Here is a 21,843-nt window from a genome sequence, read left to right as displayed (position 1 = left end):
GCCCTTCAGCCGAGGCCGCTACGGACCTGATAGCGGCGCTCGGCGTAGGCGAGGTCGTCACGCCAGAGCCTGTTGGCCGCGAAGCGCATGAGCGGCGTGATCACAGGTGCGGCCCGGGAGGCCCGCTGGAACCCCGGCCGGTCCGAATACGCGATGGTGGCTTCCAGCACCGCGGTGCGGGGACGTCCGTCGGGGCCCAAACCGATTGGGGTGGCGTGGGTCTCGACGGTGCTGCCGGTTCCCTCACCGTCCACGATGCGCATCACGATGGTGCGCGCCTCCGGGCAGCTGAATTCCGCGACGACCGGAACGCCCAGACGGCCCATCCGGAAGGTCACCGCCACCAAGAAGCGATCGACGTGTTCGGTCGGCGTGGTGAGCACTTCGAGCCGGGTGAACGAGTAGGGGTGAAACCATGCGCCGTGCCAGGGGTCCAGCCGGTTGGCGATGATGTCGGCGGGCTCGCACACGCCGGCCATGCGGGCGACCGCGGCCAGCGTCTCGCCGGTCGGCCGGGCGGGAATCACCGGCTCCTCCAACGGCGTTTCCCCGCCCACCTCGTCGAGCCGCACCCATACCAGCGTGCCGTCGTCGTGACCGGGCAAGGGGCTCCACCCGAACTCACGAGAATGGCCGTTCAGCGCCAAGCCGTGCCACCGGCAGATCAGCGTGCCGCGGTGCACGGCCCCGGTGGCCAGATCGGCCCCCAGGTGCGGGCAACTGCGGGGGCCCACACAGAGCCGGCGTTCGTCGTCGCGCCAGGCGACGATCTCGACCCCGGCGACGCGCGCGCCGAACGGCCGGCCGGGGCGCACGTCGGCACTCCCGGCGAAAGCGAACCAGTTTCCGGTGGGCCGTTGCCGGGCCCGTTCCAGGGCGGCGTCGATGATGGCGGGATGTGCCTCCCGGTAGGTCGGTCGCTGGTCGGCCCACGACGCGCGCGGGATCACCTGAAGGGGCCAGTCTTTGGACCGGGTCGCCGGCCACAGGTGTTGCAGCTGTTCGCGAATGTTCATCGTCGGGCACGTCCTTCGCGGGTGGCAAGCCATCGCAGCACGGGTGACCGGCCCCGGGTGGGTACGGTGACCAACGCGTGTCCGGCCAGTCCCCATTTTCTCAGCAAATGGTTCGCGGCGCACCACCCCGTGGTGGCGGCGCGCTCCATCAGAGCGACGGGCAAGTCGATGCGCACCGCGTCGCCGGCCAGCACCAGTCCGGGCTGCGGCGTGACGACGGCGGGCCGGTCCGCATAGGACCCCGGAGAGAACAGCGGGCAATCGCTGCGATGCAGCAGTCGCTCGGAAACAACCTGCGCCGCCGCGGTTTCCGGGTAGACCTTGTGCAGTTGACGCAGCGCCGCCGCGCGGGACGGCGCGGCGTCGAGGGCATAGGAGTGCAACTCGACGACCGACCCGTGGTGCCTGCGGGACCATTGGGCGGCCTCGCGTTCGTAGCGCTCCAGCACGCTGATGTTGTCCAGCGGCTCGTGGCCGGCCGTGCCCAGAAACGCCGGTCGCCGGGCGGCGACGGGCCGATCCAGCCACAGCCGGTGCACGGCGAAAGGCGGGGCGGTGCGCAGCCGGGCGATCTGTCCGCGCCAGTCATCGGTGGCCAGCTCGGTCGATGCGGCCACCACCCGCTGCAATCCCGCCACGTCGGTGGCCAGCACGACGGCGTCCGCCTCGACGTGCTCGCCGGAATCGGTCTGCACCCGGAAGGGCGCCGTCTGGCCCGGGTCGATGCGCGCTGCGCCGGTGCCGAGCCGGAAGTGCACGTCGCGCGCCTCGAGGTAGGACTGCAGCGGCTGCCAGAGCGCGGTGTCGTAGTTGGACGTCGGGACGTCGAAGATGAGGCCTTCGGAGGACCCGAGGAAGTAGATGTGGAACATGGTCGCCAACTCCGCCGCGGACAGCTTCGACGGGTCGGCGAAGAAACTGCGGGAGAACACCTCGAATGCCAGATGCCTTGCGGCCGGCGGGAACCGGATGTTCTCCAGGAAGGTCGCGGCGTCGACATGGTCGAGGCGCTCGTAGATGTCGGGCACCGCCACCGCGGCCAGCGGCGCGGCGGCGCGAGCGTCGATCTCGAGGAAGTCGCGAAGCCGGAACGTGGGGCTGCGGGCGGCGAAGGCCACCGCGTTCCACGGTGGCGTGCGCGGCAGTCCCCGGAAGGTGTCGCGCCGGCCCTCCCCATCGATCAGCGGGTAGTCGTCGACGGGCGTCAGCATCCCCAAGTCGGGATCGATGCGCCCGAGCAGGGCCCGCAGGTTGTAGTACTGCCGGAAGAACGCGTGGAAGCCCCGATTCATGGCGAGGTCGGCCCCGTCGTCGTGCTCGGTCCAGCCGCCCACCCGACCGCCGAGGTAATGCTCGCGCTCGACCACCTCGACGGCGACGCCGCGTTCGGCCAGGCCGGTCGCGGCGGTCAGGCCCGCGATGCCGCCGCCCACGACGACCACCCGGGGGCGCGCGGGCAGCGCTCCCGCGTCCGGCAAACCTATTGCGGCGAAGTGTGTTTCGCGCCGGGGATCGGCCTGCTGAGCGTTGCCCGATCCGGTCATGACGGCGCGTCCGCCAGGAACGTGTGGACGATGTTGGCCTCCCAGCCGGGCATCGTTTCGCTGTGCACCGCGGTGAAGCCCGCATCGGCGAGGCGGGCCCGGAAGCGCGCCGCGCCGTCGAACTCCAGCACGCTGCGCCACAGGTAGCGGTACAGCGCGGTGTCCCGGGTGCGCCACCACCCGGTGGGAATGATGATGCCCCAGCACACGGCGTGCCAGATCAGGGTGGCGGCGGGGGAGTCGCGCACCGAGTATTCGTGCACGGCCAGGGTGGCGCCGGGCCGCAGCAGGGCCCGGAACTTTCGCAGTTGGCCGTCCCGGTCGGCGAGGTTGCGGATCAGGTAGGCGGCCAGGATGCCGTCGAAGGGTCCGGTGATGCCGTGTTCGGCCAGCTCCTCGACGGGAGTGTGCACGAACCGGACCGACGGGGGCCAGTCCTTCGCGGCCGCCGCCTCGAGCATGCCCCGCGAGGCGTCGACGGCGACGATCTCGGCCTCGGGGGCCACGGTCAGCAGCGCGGCCGTCGAGGCCCCGGTCCCGCATCCCAGGTCGAGCAGCCGTAAACCCTTGCCGCGGTCGCGGATTCGCATGCGGCGGGCCGAGAGCAGCAGTTGTTCGTGGTACCCGGGGCTGGCGCCCACCAAGCGGTCATATGCCGTCGCTCCGGCGTCGAAGGCGGCCGACAACTGGCCGGGGCTGGGCCGGGCCTCACCGACGCGCACGTTGGCGTTCCCATCCCAGCAACACCGCGGTGGCCAGCGCAAAGCCGAACAAGAAGTCCTCGACGGGAATGTCGAACGGGAAGCGCAGGCCGGTGATCTGACGAGGGTCATAGCTGACGATGGGCGAGCTGAGCTTGGTCAGCCAGCCATCGACGGGGACCTGGAAGCCGAGAACGATCAACATCGACAGCCAATAGGCCGGACGCCGGAACAGCCCGGTGCGCAACACCGCCAATTCCAGTGCGCACACGGCGAACACGGCCGCCACGGCCGGAACCGTGTAACCCAACCCGGTCATCGCCGATTCACCCTTTCCAGGATGGTGGTCACGGCGTTGTAGGTCAGCAGCGCGCAGATCGGGATGACGATGAAGAACAGCACCTCCTCGATCGGCACCCGGAACGGGATGCTCAGGCCGGTGATGTAGGCGCTGTTGTAGGTCCACACACGCGCGGCCACGGCGATCTCGTCCCAGACCAGAAACACCACTGCCACGGGGAAGACCGCGATCACGAGGCGGCGCCATTGCCGGTAGACGCCGGGACCGAACATCTCCAGGGGGGCGGTGATCGCCAGGCATGCGGCCAGGACCAAAAAATATTGCCAGCGATCGGTCATGCGGCCCCCGGAGGATCCGAAACACCGGGCGAACTGTTGCGCGCCCGCCACGACCGTATCAGCCCGATTCCGCCGACCTGCAGCCTTCGAGCCCTGCCGACCGTGGCCCGGCGACTGAACACGGCGAAATCGCTTTGTTCGATGCGGTCCAGGATTTCGGAGTACAGCGTCGCCGCCGCCGCCACGCACGGTTGCGAGCGGGGGCTGAGCATGGCGATGCCGGCGTCGGCGAATCGGTAAGTCTCCCTGGTGATCTCGTGCTGAGCGGCCAGCGCCGTGCGGACGCGCGGGTCGGTGCGTCGATTCTGGTGACACCAGGTCAACAGCTCGCGGTCGACCCCGTGGGCGGCGAGTTCGTCGGCCGGCAGGTAGACGCGCCCGCGCAGCAGGTCTTCGTCGACGTCGCGCAGGAAGTTGGTGAGCTGAAACGCCCTGCCCAGCGCGGCGGCGTAGGGTGCGGCCTCCTCGGCCGGCGTCACCGTGCCCAGTACCGGAAGCACTTGCAGGCCAATGGCTTCGGCGGATCCGCGCATGTAGAGGTTGAGCGCCGCGCGGTCGGGATAGTTGGTGATCGTGAGATCCATCCGCATCGAGGCGAGGAAGTCGTCGAACAGCCCGGTGTCGATCCGGTAGCGGCGCGCCGTGTGGGTGACCGCGGCGAGCACAGGATCGTCGAGATGGTCTCCGCCCGCGAAGAACTTGTCGGCCAACTGCTGGAGCCTCATGCCGCGAATATCGGTGCTCAGCCCGGGATCCAGGTCGTCGAGGATGTCGTCGGCGTAGCGGGCGAAACCGTACAGGGCATGCACCGCCGGCCGCTGGTCGGGCGCCAGTAGCCGGGTGGCCAGGAAGAAGGTGCGGCCGTGCGCGGCGTTGAGTTCGCGACACCGCCGATATCCCTCGCGCAGCCGCGGATCGTCGATTCCGGCCGCGCCCAACTCGCTGCGGATCATGTCAGCCCGGCTCCCATGTCGTGATGTTTCGGCATTCGGTTGGCGCGGCCGCTACCCGGGCCGGTGATGCGGTCGGCGGCGAGTCGGCCCGAGATCAGGGTGGTGGGGACGCCGACGCCGGGCACCGTCGACGACCCGGCCAGCACCGCGTTGTCGACGCCGCGCACCATGTTGGCCGGCCGGAATGGACCGGTCTGCGCGAAGGTGTGGGCCAGCGCGAAGGGGCTGCCCGCGGCCATGCCCTGCCGCGCCCAGTCGGCCGGCGTGACGACGTCCAATACCGTTGCGCTGTCGGGCAGGCCGGGCAGCAGCCGGGCCGCGACGTCGTCGATGAGGGTGTCGACATACGGCTTGCCCGCACTGCCCCAGTCGATGTCCCCGCGATCCAGATTCGGCGCCGGGGCAAGCACGTAGAGCAGATCGTGCCCGTCCGGGGCGAGTGTCGGGTCGCTGGCCGTGGGGCGGGTGACCAGCAGCGACGGGTCCCGCATCAGCCGTCCGTCGCGGATGATGTCGGTAAAGGTCTGGTCCCAGGAATCACCGAACAGGATGGTGTGATGCGCGGTGTCCGACGGAACCCGGCGACAGCCCAGATGAGCCACCACCGCCGACGGCGCCGGCCGCAGCCGCAGGGGCCGACGCGGGGTGCGGCCCAATAACGCGTAGGTCTGCGGCAATTCGGTGGTCAGCACCACCGCGTCGCACGCGATCGGGTCCAGGCGATCCGTTCGCACCGCGCTGACCCGCGGCCCGACCCGATCGAATCCGGTCACCGTGGCGTTGTAGCGGAATTGGACCCCGGCCTCGGCGGCCGCCCCGGCCAGCGCGTCGGGCAGCGCGCGAACCCCGCCGCGCGGAAAGAACACTCCCGCGATGGTGTCCATGTAGGCGATGACCGCGTACACCGCCAGCGCGTTCCGCGGCGCCACCCCCGCGTACAGCGATTGAAACGTGAAGATCCGCTGCAGCCGGGGATCGCTGATGTGGCGCTTGACCATCCGATCCCACTTGCGGAACCCGCCGATCGCGGCCAGCCGCGCCAATTGCGGCGTGAGCAGCGACAGCGGGGAGTCGAAATTGGCGGCGATGAACCCGTCGAATTCGATCCGGTACAACCGATTCAGCCACTCGCGCAACCGACGGTAACCCGCTGCCTGCCCGAAGCCGGCGAATTCTTCAATGGCGGTCGCCATCCGGTCCGCATCGGTGTGGACGTCGAGCGCGCTGCCGTCGGCGAACACCGCCCGGTAGGCCGGATCAAGCGGCAGCAGCTCCAGTCGGCCCGATCGGCTGCGGCCCACGGCCGCGAAAGTCTCGTCGATGATGTCGGTCATCGTCAGCACCGTCGGCCCGGTGTCGATGCGGTAGCCGTCGATGTCGAGCCGGCCCGCGCGCCCGCCCGGCCATGGCTGGCGCTCGACCACCGTCACCGCGCGCCCCCGGCCGGCCAGATGCAACGCGGCGGACAGCCCCGCCAGGCCGGCGCCGATCACCACCACGCGCTCGCTGCGTCCTTCGATGGTCCGCATGTCAGCATGCTCCCAAACTTGTGGCCTTCATTCGATGCGATCCGTACATGCGGTCGCCATGTCGTTCAGCGTGGCACGGACCTGCTCGTCGATCGACGCGTCGCCAAGGTGTTGCCGTGCGGCCGCGACCCGGTCGCTGATCATCTCCTCGATCAGGTCAACGGCCCCGGTCGAGACGATCAGCGCCTTCCACCGGTCGAGGGCCTCGGCGTCGAGGACGCGGGCGGTCATCAGCTCCGTCAGCTCGGCCCGGGCCGGCGGAGCGGCCAGCTGGTGCGCGGTCACCACGAGGCTGGTCGCCTTGCGTTCCAGCAGGTCACCGCCGCAGGGCTTCCCGGTGGTCGCCGGCGAGCCGAAGACGCCGAGCACGTCGTCGCGAAGTTGGAACGCCTCGCCGACGGCCGCGCCGTAGCGGCCGAGCTGTGTCAGCGTTCGGTCGTCGCAATCGGACATCGCCGCGCCGATCTCCAGCGGTCGCCGCACGGTGTAGTTGCCGGACTTGCGCCGCGCCACGTCCAGCACGGTCTCCAGGGACGGCATCTGCCGGACATCGCTGGTCAGGTCCGCGAACTGCCCCACTGCCAGCTCGGTCCTCATCGTGTCGTAGCGTGGCCACGCCCGCTGCAGCCGCCGGGGTTCGACACCGCTTTCGCGCAGCATCTGCTCGGACCAGATCAGGCAGAGGTCACCGAGCAGGACGGCGGCCGACTCACCGAACCGCCGTGACGAGCCGGACATCCCGCGCTCGCGGTGCCATCGGGCGAATTGCAGGTGCGCCGCCGGACGTCCCCGCCGCTCGGTCGACCCGTCCATGACGTCGTCCTGCAACAGGGCGAAGACATGGAGCAACTCGAAACTGGCCGCCGCCCGCAACGCCGCCTCGTCGGGTGCGGCACCGCACAGCCATCCCAGGTACACGAACATCGACCGCAGGCACTTGCCGCCGGACACGAACGCCGTCAAGATCTCGCCCGCGGCATGGATGCGCGTGTCGTCCAGTTCCGCACGCCGCGGGCCGACGAAGTCGACGAGGTGGGCAAGCACTGCGTGCCGCACCCCGGTTCGCCACTCGGTGAAGTTGGCCGTGCCGGTCGATTCGGTCGCGATCACCGACGACTCGGTGGCGGGCGTCAACGACAAAGCACCCATCTTGGCCACGCGCTTCCTCCTGGACGGCTTGGCGTTCCCAGGTAAGAACCGCTCAAACGCTCGCGATCGCGCCCGTCGACCCCGTTCTGGAATGCCACTACCTTCAATAACTTAAACGTTAACTTACTGAACTTCATCGTTCTTGGCCAGCCGTGGCGCATGGTTTGGTGAGCTGCGGCCGCGGCCCGTCCCGTCCTCACGGTTGTTGGAACGAGGCGGCGTCGCGCGCAGTTCAATCTGTTAACCGTTAACAAACTGAATGAAAGACTGCGTTTAGGGATATGCTGCACACCGTTATGGACGCTGACGAACAGCGCGGGCGCCGAGACGCGCTGGAGTCGCTGATCTCGGCCGATCTGCGGGAGATTTCTACCGAATCCGACCAGATCGGCCGTCAGTTCGCGACATCACATAGCCTGCGGCCCAACGACTTCCGGGCGCTGATGTACATCATGGTGGCAGAGACGGCGGGGCGACCGATGACCTCAGGTGACCTCAGCCATCGGATGGGGTTGTCCGGCTCGGCCATCACCTACCTGGTGGACCGGTTGATCAATTCCGGCCACATTCGGCGCGACTCCCATCCCGACGATCGTCGCAAGGTGATCCTGCGGCACGGTGAATCCGGCCTTTCCACCGCCCGGTCGTTCTTCAGCCCGCTGGCCGCCCACACCCGCGTCGCCCTCGAGGAGTTACCCGACGCCGACCTGATCGCCGCACATCGGGTGTTCGCCGCGCTGATCTGCGCGATGCGGCGATTTCAGGGCGAGCTGGGCGCCGCAGGGCGTTGACCGGCGATCTCAGGGGCGGTCGACATCGACGGCCGCGCGCAGAACCAGCAGCAAGAACCGGGCGGGGAAGCGCAGATGATCGGCCGGCGGTGGGCCGCGTGAACGGTCTGCCGGCCGTGACGCGCGGCTGAAACGCAAGAGCCGGAGCGGACTTCGGATATCGGAGCCGCGGCCGGGCGTTTTCCTCGCCGGGAAAGGGGAATCCGCCGCCGGTGAGCGTTTCCGATCTTGTCGCGTTGCCCTTCCAGTGGGGCTCGGCCCTCCGGGGCAAACGGTTGTTCCATCCCGACGGAGTGTTGGCCGAAGGCTTCATCGAGCGCGCCGCTCCCGCGGGGGAGGGGCTGCCCATCTCGTCCTGCGAGGTCGTCGCGCGGGTGTCGAAGGCCAGTGGCACCCCGGGGGCGTTGCCCGACTTCATCGGGCTGGCCTTCCGGGTCGCACCTCCGCAGGCGACGGGCCCATGGGACATCCTGGTCGTCTCCTCGGGATCGGGGATGCTGTCTCGGGCGCTGGCACTGCGGCCGGCCCTCTCGTGGAGCGGCCAGACCCTGACCACCCTGATGCCGCTGCACTATCAGGGGGCCAATTGGTGGCTGCGAGCCCGGATCGAGAGCGAGATCGGCGGTTCGGGCCTGTCGCTGGAAGGCATCCGCAGGCGACTCGAGCACGACACGATCGACGTTTCGCTCGACCAGGCCTGTGGCGGAGCCGAATTCACCCCGCTGGGCCGGCTCACGCTGACCCGCGTCGTCGACCCCCGACGCGCACCGGACGTGTCGTTCGACCCCGTCATCAACACCGCGCCCGGCGTAAGCCTGCATCCGCGGTGGCTCGCCGATCTGCGCGCCCGCGCGTACCGGCGCAGCCGGCACGGCAGAGACGCGGACTAGGAGGCGCGATGTCGCCCCGGGGGCCGCTCACCGCGCGGCGGGATGCCGTGACCTGTCAGGGCAGCGTGGTGATGGTGCCGGCCGTCTCGAGCTCGGTGTAATAGCTTCCGCCCGGGTAGAAGTCGGGTGTGGTCGTGCCCGCGACCATGTCGGCGATCCAGCCCCGGGTCAGGCCCCACACCGCCTCGATGTTGGCCGGCTTCGGACGGCCGCACACCAGGTTTTCGTAAAGGGGCGAGGAGGGACCGAGCGCGTCACCGTGCGCTCCGGTCGTGACTTTCACCCCGTGGAACGGCCGGTCCGCCAGATACCGCTCGATCGCCTTGGTGCCACGTTGGAAGTAGTTGCAGAGCAGATGTGGCGACGCCGTGGCGTAGACGGGCAGTGGGGTGCCTGCCAGACCCGCCAGCGCCTCATCGGTATTGGAACCGATGAACGACTTCACGCCGTCCTCGCTGACGATGCCGCGCAGTTGGGCGAAGGCGGCCGGGTAGCTGCTGTGCAGGCGCTCGGCGACATATTCGACGGCCTCGGCCCCCGCCGAATGTCCCACGAAGACCACCTTGTCGGGCAACGCCGCCACCGGTCGGCCGACGTCAGCCGCCGCCCTCGCGAAGGACGTCGCCAACGCGCCGTTCGGGTCGTCTTTGTGCGCGAAGACGTCGGCGATGTTGTCCAGGAAGCCCCTGTTGTCGATCAGGTGCTCCACGGTGCAGCCGAACGCGCTGAGGGTGGGCAGCGTGGTTGCCACGACGAGGTACCCGCTGCCGGCGAGCTCGGCGCCGAACGTGGACCACACCTTCTTGCCCTCGACGAACCCGTGCTGTAGCCAAACCAGCCCCGTGGGCGGCGTGCTGGGTAGATACCACGTCGTCGGCGCCGCCTGGGTGGTGCTTGCGCAGGCGATGTCGGTCGCGCTGTCGGCCTCGGTGGACTCGGCCCGGGCGTAGCGCGGGGCGAGCACCATCGAGGCCACCGCGACCACGCCCATCACGACCGCGCCGGTCCGGCGGGCTTGCCGGGCCAGCGCTCCTGAGATCATTAAGAAATTGAATCATTTTTGGATGCCGGTCGGGCATGATCAGGCGCGATTGCCGAAGTTGCTCCGATCAGCCCTCGCGCCCGAGCAGGTGCCGCAGCGCCTGCTCGAGGTCGGGGTGGCGGAACCGGTGTCCGGCCGCGGTGAGCTTCTGCGGAGCCACCCGTTGGCTGGCGCACGCAAGCTCGCGGGCGCCCTGCTCGCCGAGCAGCACCCGGGGCCCGAGCGAGGGCACCGGCAACACCGCGGGCCGGTGCATGACGCGGGCCAGGGTGGCGGTGTATTCGCTGTTGCGAACCGGGTGCGGCGCAACGGCGTTCACCGGCCCGGACAGGGCGTTGTCCCACAGCGCGCGGTGATACACGTCGACGAGGTCATCGATCCCGATCCACGAGAGCCATTGCCGGCCGTCGCCCAGCCGGCCACCCAGCCCGGCGCCGAACAACGGGCGCATCAGCTTCAGCGTGCCGCCGAGCGGCGACTGCACGATGCCGGTGCGCACCGGCACCACCCGCACTCCGGCCTGTTGCGCGGGCGCGGTCGCCGCCTCCCAGTCGGCCACGACATCGGCGAGAAAGCCGTCACCGCGGCCGCTGTCCTCGGTGAGGATGTCGTCGCCCCGGTCGTATCCGTAGTAGCCGATCGCCGATGCGGTGACCAGCACGGCCGGCCGCCGCGGGGTGCGGGCCAGCGCCTCGGCGAGTCGGCGGGTTGGGCCAATCCTGCTGTCGCGGATGGCGTTTCGATGCTTCTCGGTGAACCGGCCGGCGATCGAGGCGCCGGCCAGGTGGATGACCGCGTCTACCCCCTCGAACAGGCCGGGGTCTGGCCGGTCGGGATTCCACTCCCGCTCGCCGCCGCCGCGGGCGGGGCCGCGGACCAACCGGATGACGCGATGGCCGCCGGTGCTCAGGAACGCTGACAACGCCGAACCCACCAACCCCGACGCCCCGGTGACCGCGATCGTCAGCGGCGACAGGCCGTTCTCGGCGGCCAGCCGGTGCGCGGCCAGATCATCGGCCAGCTGACGGTGCCGGTAGGTGAACATGGGGCGCAGTAACGAGCCGGGCACCGGCGTGTCGACCCGGTCGATGACCCTGGTGCGGCCGTCGCCGACGTCTTCGAAATCGTGGGTGTGCCGCCAGCGCACCGCGGTTCGCGCCGGCAGCGCTGCCAGCCCGTCACCCCCGATCGCGTCGACGAAGCGCCGCGGCGGGTCGTATCCGTCGGCCTGGTGCACGGCGACCCAGCGCAGGCCGCCCGGAAGCGCCAACGTCGCCCGACCGTCCTTGAGCGAGGTGGCCTCCGTGACCAGCCGCATGGGCTGCCACGGCGGCGAGAGCCGGGTGAATGCGCCCGGTCTGGCGTGCCAGGCAAAGACCTCAGCGATCGGCGCGTCGACCACGCTCGAATATTCCAACCCCATACTGCAGGTTAGCGGTCGGGCAAGGCGTGCTCAACGATGGGCATGCGCGGATGGGGCTGGCGCTCGCCCCGCTTGGCCGCCAGATACACCTGCGCGGTTTCCTCGGCCACGGTCTTCCAGTCGAAAGCGGAGGTGAGTCGGTCGCGGGCGGCGCGGGCGCGCCGCTGGGCGGCTTCCGGATCGTCGAGCACCACCCGTACGGCAGCGGCCAGTCCGGCGACGTCGCGGGGCGCACACGACACCCCGGTCCGGCCGTTGATGACGGCCTCGCCCAGGCCGCCGATGTTCGACGTCACCAGCGGGGTGCCCGCCGCGGCGGCCTCCAGCGCGACGATCCCGAACGGCTCGTAGTGGCTGGGGAGGACGGCGGCATCGACCCGGTGCAGCACCGGGAGTAGCTCGGCATGGTCGAGGTGGCCGGCGAACCGGATTGCCTTGAGCACCCGATGCTTTCGGGCCTGCTCGACGAGCCACTCCTGCTGGGTGCCCTCCCCGGCGATGGTCAGTGTGGTCCCGGGATGGGTACGCCTGATCCGCGGCAGGGCGGCGATGACGTCGTGCACGCCCTTCTCGTACTCGAGGCGCCCGAGGTAGAGCAGTTCGGCGGGACCGGTGCGCGGCCGGCGCTCGGCGAACGGCCAGCGCGCGGCGTCGATACCGTTGCGGATGACCGTGATTGCGGCCAGCCCGGGGCCGAACAGTTCGGTGATCTCGTCGGCCATCGACGCCGAACACGTGATCAGCGAGTCGGATTCGCGCACCAACCACGACTCGACGGCGTGCACCTGCCGGCTGATGGAACCGGACACCCAGCCGGAGTGCCGCCCGGCCTCGGTGGCGTGAATGGTGGAAACCATTGGCACGTCGTAGAACTGGGCGAGGGCGATCGCGGGATGGGCGACCAGCCAGTCGTGCGCGTGCACCACGTCGGGGCGCCACGGCCGGTGGCTGCCCCGCTTCTTCAGCGACAGCCCGGCGCGGACCATGGAATGGCCCATGGCCAGCGTCCACGCCATCATGTCGGCGCCGAAGCAGAATTCGTGCGGGTCCTGTGCGGCCGCGATCACGCGCACACCGTCGACCACCTCGTCGGACGACGGGTGGGTGCTGGGGTCGGTGCCCGAGGGGCGACGGGACAGCACGACGACCTCGTGGCCGGCCGAGGCCAGCGCGGTGGACAGGTGGTGCACGTGCCGGCCGAGGCCGCCGATCACCACCGGCGGGTACTCCCACGACACCATCAGGATCTTCACGCGGCCAACCACCTCATCGGGGCAGCCTGCGCGCGTCGAGCGCGCCGAACAGCCCGTCGGCGCGGTTCCAACCCTCGGCCAGCCGGCCGGCGGTGTCCCGCCGCCCGGACGCCAGCGCCCCGGCGATCTCGCGGGTGGCGTGGGCGTGCAGATGCGCGCGGTAGCGCGCGTAGTCGGCGGCCGAGTCCTTGCTGACCATGAACGGCCAGTCGCTGGAGACCGTGAGCAGCGTCTCGCGCAGGATCTGGTCGGCCACGTGGTCGCGGGGGAGCGGCCCGTCCAGCGAGGCCCGCTGCGACAACGCCTTGTCCACGGTGCTCAGCGCCGTGTCGACCACTTCGGCGTTGAGCTGGACGAGATCGGCAACCTTGTCACCGGCCCACACCTGCCAGTCCTTGCCGGACCCCCACGAACTTGGCGGCAAAGCCACTGCGCGCCCGACGTATCCGTCGGCGATGGCGTCGCTCAGCGTGCCCACCCGCACGCCGGCGGCGGGCAGGGCGCGCAGCACCCGCGCAAGCCACGTCGGGCCCTCGTACCACCAATGGCCGAACAACTCGGTGTCGAAGGCGGCCACCACGTGGGCGGGCCGCCCGATCCGTTCCGATTCGCTCGCCAGCCGGTTGCGGACCACGTCGACGAAATCGGCGACATGGACGTCGACCGCATGGTCGGCGCGCTCGGGATCGTAGGGTGCCTTCCCCTCGGACGGCACGTTGCGGCCGGTCACCCGCGCCGGCTTCAGCCCGGTGAGGTGGTCGTAGGTGTGGAAGTCGCGGTAGGCGGCGTGCCCCGGGTAGCCGGACTTCGGCGACCAAACCCGGTAGCTCACCTGCAGGTCGCGCCCGAACGCGACCACGTCGGTGTCGCCGACGGGACGGCCCAGCGCGGTGTCGCCGTGCAGCGACGGCCCGTCGACCATGAAATGGGTGACACCCGCGGCCGCGTAACCGTCCTCCAGGCCCGGCGCGTACGCACATTCGGGCGCCCAGATGCCGCTCGGGCGATGCGCCATCCGCTGCTGGGGATCGGCCAGCCCCTCGCTGAGCGCGAACTCGCGGAGCCGCGGCGCGAGCAGCGGCTGGAACGGGTGGGCCAGCGGGCCGCCGAGCAACTCCACCGTGCCGGCGTCGATCAGGCCGCGCAACAGCGGACTCCCGCCGTGCCGCCATTGGGTGGCGAACTCCTCGAGCGCCCGATCCGCTTCGGCGCATTCCCGAATCCCCAAGGCCCGCAACGCTTCCGGCGTGCATGATTGGAAACCGGCCGACTTCGACCGGGCTGCGGACCGCACGCTGGCGGCCTCGGCCGCCCGCAGCCGCCAGTTGGCCAGCCAGTGGTGCATGCCGTCGAGGCAGTACGGGTCGTCCAGTTGCGCGTTGACCACCGGAGTGACCCCGAGGGTCACCAGCCCGCGACGGTCCTCGTCGGCGAGCGCGGTCAGCACCCGCATCAGCGGCAGGTAGGCCGCCGCCCACGACTGATAGAGCCACTCCTCGCCGACCGGCCACCGGCCATGGTGGGCCAGCCACGGCAGGTGGGTGTGCAGGACCAGGGTGAACATGCCGGGCACCCGGTCATGCGAATCGTTCACGGCGCTACCGCGATTGCGATCAGATCGAGGCTGTCGTCGATGTCACGGCCGTCCTCGACGATGTCGAAGTCGTCGGTGGTCACCGCGGCCACGTCGGCGGCCAGCTCAGGCGGCCAGGCCGCGCCGGCCATCGCGAGCTCGATCTGCGCGTCGATGATGGAGCCGCCGTGGCGGGCGTCCATCTCCCGCAGCCGCGGACCGTGGAACAAGCCGGAGACCGACACGTCGCGAAAGCCCGCGCCGATCAGCAACTCGGTCAGCTCGCCGGCGTTGAGTTCGCGGGTGTGGAACGGGTTGATCGGGGTGTCGCGGCCCGGGGAGAACGTGATCCGGTTGGGTGTGGACACCATCAGCAGCCCGCCGCGGCGCAGCACCCGGGCGCATTCGGCCACGAATTGTGCCTGATCCCACAGATGCTCGATGACTTGGAAATTGACCACAATATCCACCGACCCGTCGGGCAGCGGTAGCTCGGCCAGGTTCGCCCGCATGACCTCCACGCGGGGGTAGCGGGCGCGCACGTGGGCCACGGCGGCCTCGTCGTAATCCACGGCCACCACCCGACGGGCGACGCCGGCGATCAGGTCGGCGCCGTACCCCTCGCCACAGCCGGCCTCGAGCACGTCGCGGCCCGCGCAGAGCCCGGCCAGTCGCCGGTAAACCACCTGGTGGCGGCGAAACCAATAGTTTTCGACGTCCAGGTCCGGGATGGTGCGCTCGCCGGTCAACGTCAGGACGGGGTCAGCCGCCGGCGTGGGATCGCCGAGGCTGTGCCGGGGTACGTCGGGGACGGTTGCGCTCATCGCATAGGCAGGCTAACGCGAAGTGTCGGATTCGCGAACCGGGGACGAGGCGCCCCCGCTTGCCGACGGTAGACACGCCGCAAGAACCTGCAGTACGACCCGCTATGGTGTGAATGCAGGCCGCACAAAGTTACCCGGTAGTAACACGACCGTGCCCTGCGAAACGCGTACTGAAAGTCTCGTGGTCGACTGCTGCGAGACTCCTTCGAGGAGGACGAACCACACTCATGACGAATATCGTGGTCCTGATCAAGCAGGTCCCAGACACCTGGTCGGAACGCAAGCTGAACGACGGCGACTACACGCTGGACCGAGAGGCCGCCGACGCGGTACTGGACGAGATCAACGAGCGCGCCGTCGAAGAGGCCCTGCAGATTCGTGAGCGCGAGGGCGGCGAGGGGTCGGTGACCGTGCTGACCGCGGGCCCCGAACGTGCCACCGAGGCGATCCGCAAGGCGCTGTCGATGGGCGCCGACAAGGCCGTCCACCTCAAAGACGACGGCATGCGCGGTTCCTGCGTGGTGCAAACGGCCTGGGCGCTGGCGCGCGCGCTGGGCACCATCGAGGGCACCGAGCTTGTCATCGCCGGTAACGAGTCCACCGACGGCTCCGGCGGCGCGGTGCCGGCGATCATCGCCGAGTACCTTGGCCTTCCGCAGCTGACCCACCTGCGCAAGCTGTCGATCGAGGGCGGCAAGGTCACCGGCGAGCGGGAGACCGACGACGGCGTGTTCACGCTCGAGGCCTCGTTGCCCGCGGTCGTGAGCGTGACCGAGAAGATCAACGAGCCGCGCTTCCCCTCCTTCAAGGGCATCATGGCCGCGAAGAAGAAAGAGGTGACGGTGCTGACCCTCGCCGAGATCGGGGTCGAAAGCGACGAGGTCGGCCTCGAGAACGCCGGGTCGAAGGTGCTGTCGTCGACGCCGAAGCCGCCGAAGACCGCGGGTGAGAAGGTCACCGACGAGGGCGAGGGTGGCAACCAGATCTCCCAGTACCTGGTCGCCCAGAAGATCATCTAGCCGAGCACCCATCCCATAGACGAGAAGAGCGAAGAAACCATGGCTGAAGTTTTGGTGCTCGTTGAGCACGCCGAAGGCGCCCTGAAGAAGGTCACCTCCGAACTCATCACCGCCGCCCGCGCGCTGGGTGAGCCGGCCGCCGTCGTGGTCGGCAAGCCCGGCACCGCCGCGCCGCTGGTCGACGGGTTGAAGGAGGCGGGCGCCGCCAAGATCTACGTCGCCGAGTCCGACGACGCCGAGAACTACCTGATCACCCCGGTGGTCGACGTGCTGGCCGCGCTCGCCGAGTCGAACGCGCCCGCCGCTGTCCTGCTATCGGCCAACGCCGACGGCAAAGAGGTCGCGGGCCGGCTCGCGGCCCGGATCGGATCCGGCCTGCTGGTGGACGTGGTCGGTGTCCAGGAGGGCAACAAGGCGGTGCACTCCATCTTCGGTGGCGCGTTCACCGTCGAGTCGCAGGCCAACGGCGACACCCCGGTCATCACGGTGCGCGGTGGCGCCATCGACGCCGAACCGCAGGCCGGTGCCGGCGAGCAGGTCACCGTCGAGGTGCCCGCGCCCGCCGAGAACGCCACCAAGATCACCGCCCGCGAGCCGGCGGTCGCCGGTGACCGCCCGGAGCTCACCGAGGCGTCGATCGTGGTGTCCGGTGGCCGCGGGGTGGGCAGCGCGGAAAACTTCAGCGTGGTCGAGGCGCTGGCCGACTCGCTGGGCGCCGCCGTCGGCGCGTCGCGCGCCGCGGTCGACTCCGGCTACTACCCGGGCCAGTTCCAGGTCGGCCAGACCGGCAAGACGGTGTCGCCCCAGCTCTACATCGCGCTCGGCATCTCCGGAGCCATCCAGCACCGCGCCGGCATGCAGACGTCGAAGACCATCGTCGCGGTGAACAAGGACGAAGAGGCGCCCATCTTCGAGATCGCCGACTACGGCGTGGTGGGCGACCTGTTCAAGGTCGCCCCGCAGCTGACCGACGCCATCAAGGCACGCAAGGGCTGAGTTCCCTCGGCTCGGCGGCCCCCGGCACCCCGGTGCCGGGGGCTCTTGCGTCTCGAGGGTCGCGTCGCGTCTGAGTGCGCAGGGTGCACCATCGCTGGAATTTGATACCGCGGGCGCTATCGAATTTCAAAGTCGCCGAGCGGTTCTGAAGCCGACTACCGCGCCCCGGTCAGCATCGCGTCGATGCGCCGCAACGCGATCGCACACACCGTCAGATACGGTGCCGCCCACCACGGAACGGCCATGCCGACTCGCGCCCCGTGGTCCATCGGCTCCACCCAATGGCGCGTTGCGGGAACGCCCGCCACCGTCCAGGCCCAATGACGCCCCGGCTCGAAATCGGTGACGACGAACGGCACCGGAACCAGCAGCGACGTCTGGACCGTGCCGGTCACACCCAACGCCAACTCGGTATGTGGTTCGTCGAGCCGGGCGCCCCGGATCGTCGGGCCCCACTTCGGCCACGCATCCAGGTCGACCAGCACGCCCCAGACCGCCGCTGGAGGTGCCGCGACCACGCGGTCCACGGTGAGCATCATGCCGCCGCCGATCACGGGGCCGCCCCACCGAGTCGCCGCTGTTGCTCCACCACGTCGTCCAGATCCGTGAGCCGTCGCAACCCCGCCAGCGGTTGGCTCATCCGCCGGTTGGCAGCGAGTCGCCGCTTGTTGCGGTCCAGGAACCACCAGTAGCCGCCCGTATACGGGCAGGCGCGTTCGCCGACCCGCACGGTGGGCCGGTAGGGGCAGTGGCCGCAGTAGTCACTCATCCGATTGATGTAGGAGCCGCCGGCGGCATACGGCTTGGTGGCCATCAAACCGCCGTCGGCATGCTGGGACATGCCGACGACGTTGGCCACCATCACCCAGTCGTAACCGTCGACGAAGCAGCGGTGGAACCAGTCGGCGACCTCGGTGGGGTTCCATCCGCGCTGCAGCGCGTAATTGGACAACACCATCAACCGCGGAATGTGGTGCACCCAGCCGTGGTCGCGCACCTGGGCCAGCACGTCTTTGAGGCAATGCGCCCGCACCGCGTCGGCATCCAGGTCGGTAAACCAGTCGGGCAACCCGGCGTGGGCGTCGAGCGCGTTGCGGCGGCGGTAGTCCTCGCCGAAATGCCAGTAGACGTGCCAGATGTAGTCGCGCCACCCGATGAGCTGGCGGATGTACCCCTCGACGCTGGCGAGCGGTGCACGCCCGGCCCGGTAGGCGTCCTCGGCCGCGTAGGCGCATGCCAACGGGTCCAGCAGGCCGAGGTTCATGGGTGCCGACAGCAGGCTGTGCGCCATGTAGCGATCACCGGAAAGCATGGCATCCTCGTGAGGACCGAAGTACGGCAGGCGATCTCGGAGGAACACCTGGAACGCGGCCTGCGCTTCGGTCGCGGTGACCGGAAATTCGCGCGGGCCGTCGCGGCCGACGAACGCCACGCTTCCGTCTCGTTCCCAACGATCCAGGTCCGCGCGTACCCGCTCGTCGATCTCGTCCTCTTCCGGTTGCCAGGGCGGGGCCACGGAGAGGGCGTCGGCGTTCTTGGGTGGCGGTTGCCGGTTGTCGGCGTCGAAATTCCACCGACCCCCGGCGGGTTGGTCGCCCTCCATCAACACATCGAACCGACGACGGGCGTCACGGTAGAAGTTCTCCAGCCGCAAGGTCCGCTGCCGGCGGGACCAGTCTTCGAATTCGGTACGCGCGGTGCAGAATCCACGCGCGGGCAACACTTCGAGGTCTGGCATCGACCGCACGAATCTGTCCGCAGCGCGCGAGGTGGGCTGACACACGCTGATGCGGTCTTTCACTCGGTCCAACGCCTCGCGGTAGGTCCGGGTCCGAAGAAAGATGGCTTGGTCGCCGAGTTCGGCCGCGCGGTGACGCAGCGCGGAAAGGACCAGGTGGGCCTTGCGGCGGTGGAACCGCCGGCGTTCGAACACCGCCCTGGACTCGATCAGCAACACCGGTTGGTCCGGATGGTCCAGGAAGTGCGTTCCCAACTGGTCGGCGAAGCACCATCGGCGCAGCGCGGCGCTCATGCCGGCCACCGGAGTCGGAGTGCGTTCATCAAATCCGAAATGTCTTCCACCAGAGGACAGCTCGCGGGCGCGAAGTCGGAACGGCGTACCGGACGGGCCGCGGGGTGGCCGCGGTAGCCGAACGATCTGATCACCAACTTAACGATCGTGGGGCAGGTGTCAATCGGGCATCGACGCCCGGCGCGCGGACCGGTTGCCGGGATTTGGATCACCGCTCGAAAATGTCAGTGCCGCACGGGCTTCCGATGCCGCGCGGCGCGCATCCTGGGCGCGTTGCCGGACGACGCGGGCCGACTCACGCGTTTCGCGCGCCTGCGCGATGGCGTCTCCGAGCACGGGCGCCGGCACCGCCTCGTCGGCGGCGCGGCGCCGGAGGCGGGCGCGGTGGGATTTCTGCCGACACGCCGCACTGCAGTAGTGCGCGTCGGCGCGGCCATGGAAGACCGTGCCGCATTCCCAGCACTGCAGCCGGCAAGCGGCCATAACGGAATGTTACGACTAATCGTGACGCTCAGCAACAAATCTGCTATGGCGACTCCGCGCTGGTAAGGTGACCTCTACCGGCAGATCAAGGCTTGACCCCAACGACAGTTCCGCTCGTCAGCAAACATTCCCGCAGTTGGTTCTCGCCTTCACTGCCTGGCCGCCGGGCATCAGTTCTGGAGAAGGTCGGGAGATGCGCGAAGACGAGTGTGGATCGACTTTTGGGCTCCGCCGGCTTGATTTTCTGAGCCGGATGCACGAGCAGCTCGACGAATTGGCCGCGGAACGCCAGCAGATGGCGCAGCTGCTCCAAGTGGCGATCGAGATCGGCTCCGACCTCGAACTCGACGCGATACTGCACCGCATCGTCGCCGCTGCGATAGGCATGACCGGTGCCCGCTACGGCGCCATCGGGGTATGGGGACCGGAGGGAACCCTGGCGTCCTTCGTGCACAGCGGGATGGACGCGGAGACCGTGCGGCGGGTCGGCCATCTGCCGGTGGGCAAAGGTCTGCTCGGCGCCCTGCGCGACCGCACCGAGCCGCTGCGCCTGGGCGACCTGTCCGACCATCCGACCGCCGTGGGTTTCCCGGAGCGCCACCCGCCGATGCGGGCTTTCCTCGGAATGCCCATCACCATCCGCGGCGCGGTGTTCGGCAGCCTGTACGTCACCGACGACCGGCCCGGGCGCTGCTTCCGCGAGGCCGACGAAATCACCGTGCGGGCGCTCGCGTCGGCGGCATCGGTGGCCATCGACAACGCCCGCCTGTTTGACCGGGTCCGCGCGGGCGCCCGGTGGACCGACGCCAGCCGCGAGATCAGCACCACCCTGCTCTCCGAGTCTTGCCCCGACCTGCGGCCGCTGCATCTGATCGCCGAACGCGCCGCCGAGTTGACGGACGCCGAGCAGGCGATCGTCCTCGTTCCGATCGACCCCGACCAACCCGATGACGAACGCCTGGTCGTGTCCGCGGCGGTCGGCCTGCACGCCGATGAGGTTCTGGGGCAAGAGATCCCGGTCGACGGGTCCACCACCGGCGAAGTGTTTCGGTCCGGCCGGCCCCTGCTCACCGAGACATTTCGGCGTCCCATCCCGGCGTTCACCGACGTGGGCGAGCGACCCGCGATCCTGATGCCGCTCAGATCCGACCAGCAGACGCTGGGCGTGATCGTGGTGGCCCGCGGCACGGACGCGGAGCCCTTCGACGAAGCGCATCTGGACCTCGTTCGCGACTTCGCCGACCATGCGGCGATCGCCCTCACGCTGGCCACCGAACGGGGGAACGCACGGGAGTTGAACGTGCTGGTCGACCGGGAACGCATCGCCCGCGATCTGCACGACCAAGTGATCAGCCGCGTCTTCGCCGTCGGGATGGACCTGCAAGGCGTCGTCGCCCGGCTTCGCTCACCGCAACTCGCTTCGCGGCTGACCAAATCCGTCAACGAGTTGCAGGATGTCATCAACGACATCCGGCGCACCGTCTTCGATCTGCAGCGGCCACGAGCCCGGCGGCGCACCTTCGCCGAGCGTATCCAGGACGCGATCGCGCGCCTCACCGACGACGACAACCAGGGGACGATGCTGCGCATGGCCGGGACGATGACCGCGGTGGGCGACGAACTCGCCGAACACGCCGAGGCCGTTGTCAACGAAGCGCTCAGCAACGCGGTGCGGCACTCGCGCGCCGCGACCATCGCCGTCGAGGTCACCGTCACCGATGAGCTGCTCCTCGAGATCACCGACGACGGGTGCGGGATTCCCGCCGACCGCCAACGTGCGGGCGGTCTGGACGACATCGTCCGCCGCGCCAAAGACCTCGGCGGCGACTGCGCGATCACCAGTCCGCTTGGCGGCGGTACCCGGGTCCGCTGGAGCGCGCCGCTGCAGAATTCCTGACCCGGGCTCTGAGGGGGAGCCCGGGTCAGGCCGGCACTCGCAACCACATTTCGTCACCTGACGTGCACGGACACGTCACAGCCACGATG

21 protein-coding genes are annotated in these 21,843 nt (G+C 69.5%); 5 read left to right on the top strand and 16 right to left on the bottom strand.

What is annotated here, in order from left to right:
* Positions 1 to 5: 5 nt before the first annotated feature.
* The 8 genes from AWC03_RS13795 to AWC03_RS13760 are packed head-to-tail and all read right to left on the bottom strand — an operon-like array spanning position 6 to position 7,531.
* Positions 6 to 1,016 carry a Rieske (2Fe-2S) protein gene (locus AWC03_RS13795; protein WP_085241092.1) on the bottom strand — a complete coding sequence of 337 codons (1,011 nt, stop codon included), beginning with the start codon at positions 1,014 to 1,016 and terminating at the stop codon, positions 6 to 8.
* Positions 1,013 to 2,560 carry an FAD-dependent oxidoreductase gene (locus AWC03_RS13790; protein ID WP_085241090.1) on the bottom strand — a complete coding sequence of 516 codons (1,548 nt, stop codon included), beginning with the start codon at positions 2,558 to 2,560 and terminating at the stop codon, positions 1,013 to 1,015. The genes AWC03_RS13795 and AWC03_RS13790 overlap by 4 nt, the downstream gene beginning before the upstream one ends.
* The gene (locus AWC03_RS13785) at positions 2,557 to 3,282 is read right to left on the bottom strand and encodes a class I SAM-dependent methyltransferase (RefSeq protein ID WP_085241088.1); all 726 of its coding nucleotides are present in this window, start codon (positions 3,280 to 3,282) and stop codon (positions 2,557 to 2,559) included. The genes AWC03_RS13790 and AWC03_RS13785 overlap by 4 nt, the downstream gene beginning before the upstream one ends.
* Positions 3,269 to 3,580, bottom strand: coding sequence for a lycopene cyclase domain-containing protein (locus tag AWC03_RS13780; RefSeq protein ID WP_085241086.1), 312 nt, complete (start codon positions 3,578 to 3,580; stop codon positions 3,269 to 3,271). The genes AWC03_RS13785 and AWC03_RS13780 overlap by 14 nt, the downstream gene beginning before the upstream one ends.
* Positions 3,577 to 3,900, bottom strand: coding sequence for a lycopene cyclase domain-containing protein (locus AWC03_RS13775; protein WP_085241084.1), 324 nt, complete (start codon positions 3,898 to 3,900; stop codon positions 3,577 to 3,579). Before AWC03_RS13775 ends, AWC03_RS13780 begins: the two co-directional genes overlap by 4 nt.
* Positions 3,897 to 4,853, bottom strand: a complete 957-nt coding sequence (locus AWC03_RS13770) for a phytoene/squalene synthase family protein (protein ID WP_085241082.1) — start codon at positions 4,851 to 4,853, stop codon at positions 3,897 to 3,899. Before AWC03_RS13770 ends, AWC03_RS13775 begins: the two co-directional genes overlap by 4 nt.
* Positions 4,850 to 6,382: a phytoene desaturase family protein gene (crtI, locus tag AWC03_RS13765; RefSeq protein WP_085241080.1), complete on the bottom strand. Its 1,533-nt coding sequence runs from the start codon at positions 6,380 to 6,382 to the stop codon at positions 4,850 to 4,852. The genes AWC03_RS13770 and crtI overlap by 4 nt, the downstream gene beginning before the upstream one ends.
* Before the next feature lie 27 nt (positions 6,383 to 6,409).
* Positions 6,410 to 7,531, bottom strand: a complete 1,122-nt coding sequence (locus tag AWC03_RS13760) for a polyprenyl synthetase family protein (RefSeq protein ID WP_085241190.1) — start codon at positions 7,529 to 7,531, stop codon at positions 6,410 to 6,412.
* 281 nt (positions 7,532 to 7,812) lie between these two features.
* Here AWC03_RS13760 and AWC03_RS13755 point away from each other — a divergent pair, with 281 nt between their 5' ends.
* Together AWC03_RS13755 and AWC03_RS13750 are read left to right on the top strand one after the other, a co-directional pair.
* Positions 7,813 to 8,322 carry a MarR family winged helix-turn-helix transcriptional regulator gene (locus AWC03_RS13755; RefSeq protein ID WP_085241078.1) on the top strand — a complete coding sequence of 170 codons (510 nt, stop codon included), beginning with the start codon at positions 7,813 to 7,815 and terminating at the stop codon, positions 8,320 to 8,322.
* Between the two features lie 212 nt (positions 8,323 to 8,534).
* Positions 8,535 to 9,212 carry a phosphodiesterase gene (locus AWC03_RS13750; protein WP_085241076.1) on the top strand — a complete coding sequence of 226 codons (678 nt, stop codon included), beginning with the start codon at positions 8,535 to 8,537 and terminating at the stop codon, positions 9,210 to 9,212.
* Positions 9,213 to 9,267: 55 nt separating this feature from the next.
* Here the strand turns inward: AWC03_RS13750 and AWC03_RS13745 are convergent, their stop codons facing one another.
* From AWC03_RS13745 to AWC03_RS13725, 5 genes are all read right to left on the bottom strand, one after another.
* Entirely contained in the window at positions 9,268 to 10,254 is a 987-nt protein-coding gene (locus AWC03_RS13745; RefSeq protein ID WP_085241074.1) for an alpha/beta fold hydrolase, read from the bottom strand.
* A 67-nt stretch (positions 10,255 to 10,321) separates the two neighbouring features.
* Positions 10,322 to 11,677 carry a TIGR01777 family oxidoreductase gene (locus AWC03_RS13740; protein ID WP_085241072.1) on the bottom strand — a complete coding sequence of 452 codons (1,356 nt, stop codon included), beginning with the start codon at positions 11,675 to 11,677 and terminating at the stop codon, positions 10,322 to 10,324.
* 8 nt (positions 11,678 to 11,685) lie between these two features.
* The gene (locus AWC03_RS13735; protein ID WP_085241188.1) at positions 11,686 to 12,930 is read right to left on the bottom strand and encodes a glycosyltransferase family 4 protein; all 1,245 of its coding nucleotides are present in this window, start codon (positions 12,928 to 12,930) and stop codon (positions 11,686 to 11,688) included.
* A 13-nt stretch (positions 12,931 to 12,943) separates the two neighbouring features.
* Positions 12,944 to 14,494, bottom strand: coding sequence for a 1,4-alpha-glucan branching protein domain-containing protein (locus tag AWC03_RS13730; RefSeq protein WP_090423443.1), 1,551 nt, complete (start codon positions 14,492 to 14,494; stop codon positions 12,944 to 12,946).
* 26 nt (positions 14,495 to 14,520) lie between these two features.
* Positions 14,521 to 15,327 carry a class I SAM-dependent methyltransferase gene (locus AWC03_RS13725; protein ID WP_085241068.1) on the bottom strand — a complete coding sequence of 269 codons (807 nt, stop codon included), beginning with the start codon at positions 15,325 to 15,327 and terminating at the stop codon, positions 14,521 to 14,523.
* A gap of 227 nt (positions 15,328 to 15,554) precedes the next feature.
* Here AWC03_RS13725 and AWC03_RS13720 point away from each other — a divergent pair, with 227 nt between their 5' ends.
* Both AWC03_RS13720 and AWC03_RS13715 read left to right on the top strand, forming a co-directional pair.
* Entirely contained in the window at positions 15,555 to 16,346 is a 792-nt protein-coding gene (locus AWC03_RS13720) for an electron transfer flavoprotein subunit beta/FixA family protein (protein ID WP_068057559.1), read from the top strand.
* Between the two features lie 39 nt (positions 16,347 to 16,385).
* Entirely contained in the window at positions 16,386 to 17,342 is a 957-nt protein-coding gene (locus tag AWC03_RS13715) for an electron transfer flavoprotein subunit alpha/FixB family protein (protein ID WP_085241067.1), read from the top strand.
* Between the two features lie 155 nt (positions 17,343 to 17,497).
* Here the strand turns inward: AWC03_RS13715 and AWC03_RS13710 are convergent, their stop codons facing one another.
* The 3 genes from AWC03_RS13710 to AWC03_RS13700 form a co-directional block, all read right to left on the bottom strand.
* Positions 17,498 to 17,881: an SRPBCC family protein gene (locus AWC03_RS13710; protein ID WP_085241186.1), complete on the bottom strand. Its 384-nt coding sequence runs from the start codon at positions 17,879 to 17,881 to the stop codon at positions 17,498 to 17,500.
* An 11-nt stretch (positions 17,882 to 17,892) separates the two neighbouring features.
* Positions 17,893 to 19,374: a cryptochrome/photolyase family protein gene (locus AWC03_RS13705; RefSeq protein ID WP_085241184.1), complete on the bottom strand. Its 1,482-nt coding sequence runs from the start codon at positions 19,372 to 19,374 to the stop codon at positions 17,893 to 17,895.
* 159 nt (positions 19,375 to 19,533) lie between these two features.
* A complete protein-coding gene (locus AWC03_RS13700; RefSeq protein WP_211279234.1) occupies positions 19,534 to 19,857 on the bottom strand; it encodes a hypothetical protein in 324 nt (107 codons plus the stop codon).
* Positions 19,858 to 20,110: 253 nt separating this feature from the next.
* On the opposite strand from AWC03_RS13700, the gene AWC03_RS13695 reads away from it, so the two are divergent.
* Positions 20,111 to 21,754: a GAF domain-containing sensor histidine kinase gene (locus tag AWC03_RS13695; protein WP_249025878.1), complete on the top strand. Its 1,644-nt coding sequence runs from the start codon at positions 20,111 to 20,113 to the stop codon at positions 21,752 to 21,754.
* The last annotated feature ends 89 nt before the right edge of the window (positions 21,755 to 21,843 follow it).

It is taken from the genome of Mycobacterium europaeum, from assembly GCF_002102155.1.
GTDB classification, from domain to species: domain Bacteria; phylum Actinomycetota; class Actinomycetes; order Mycobacteriales; family Mycobacteriaceae; genus Mycobacterium; species Mycobacterium europaeum.
This window is presented reverse-complemented; position numbering and strand designations above follow the sequence as displayed.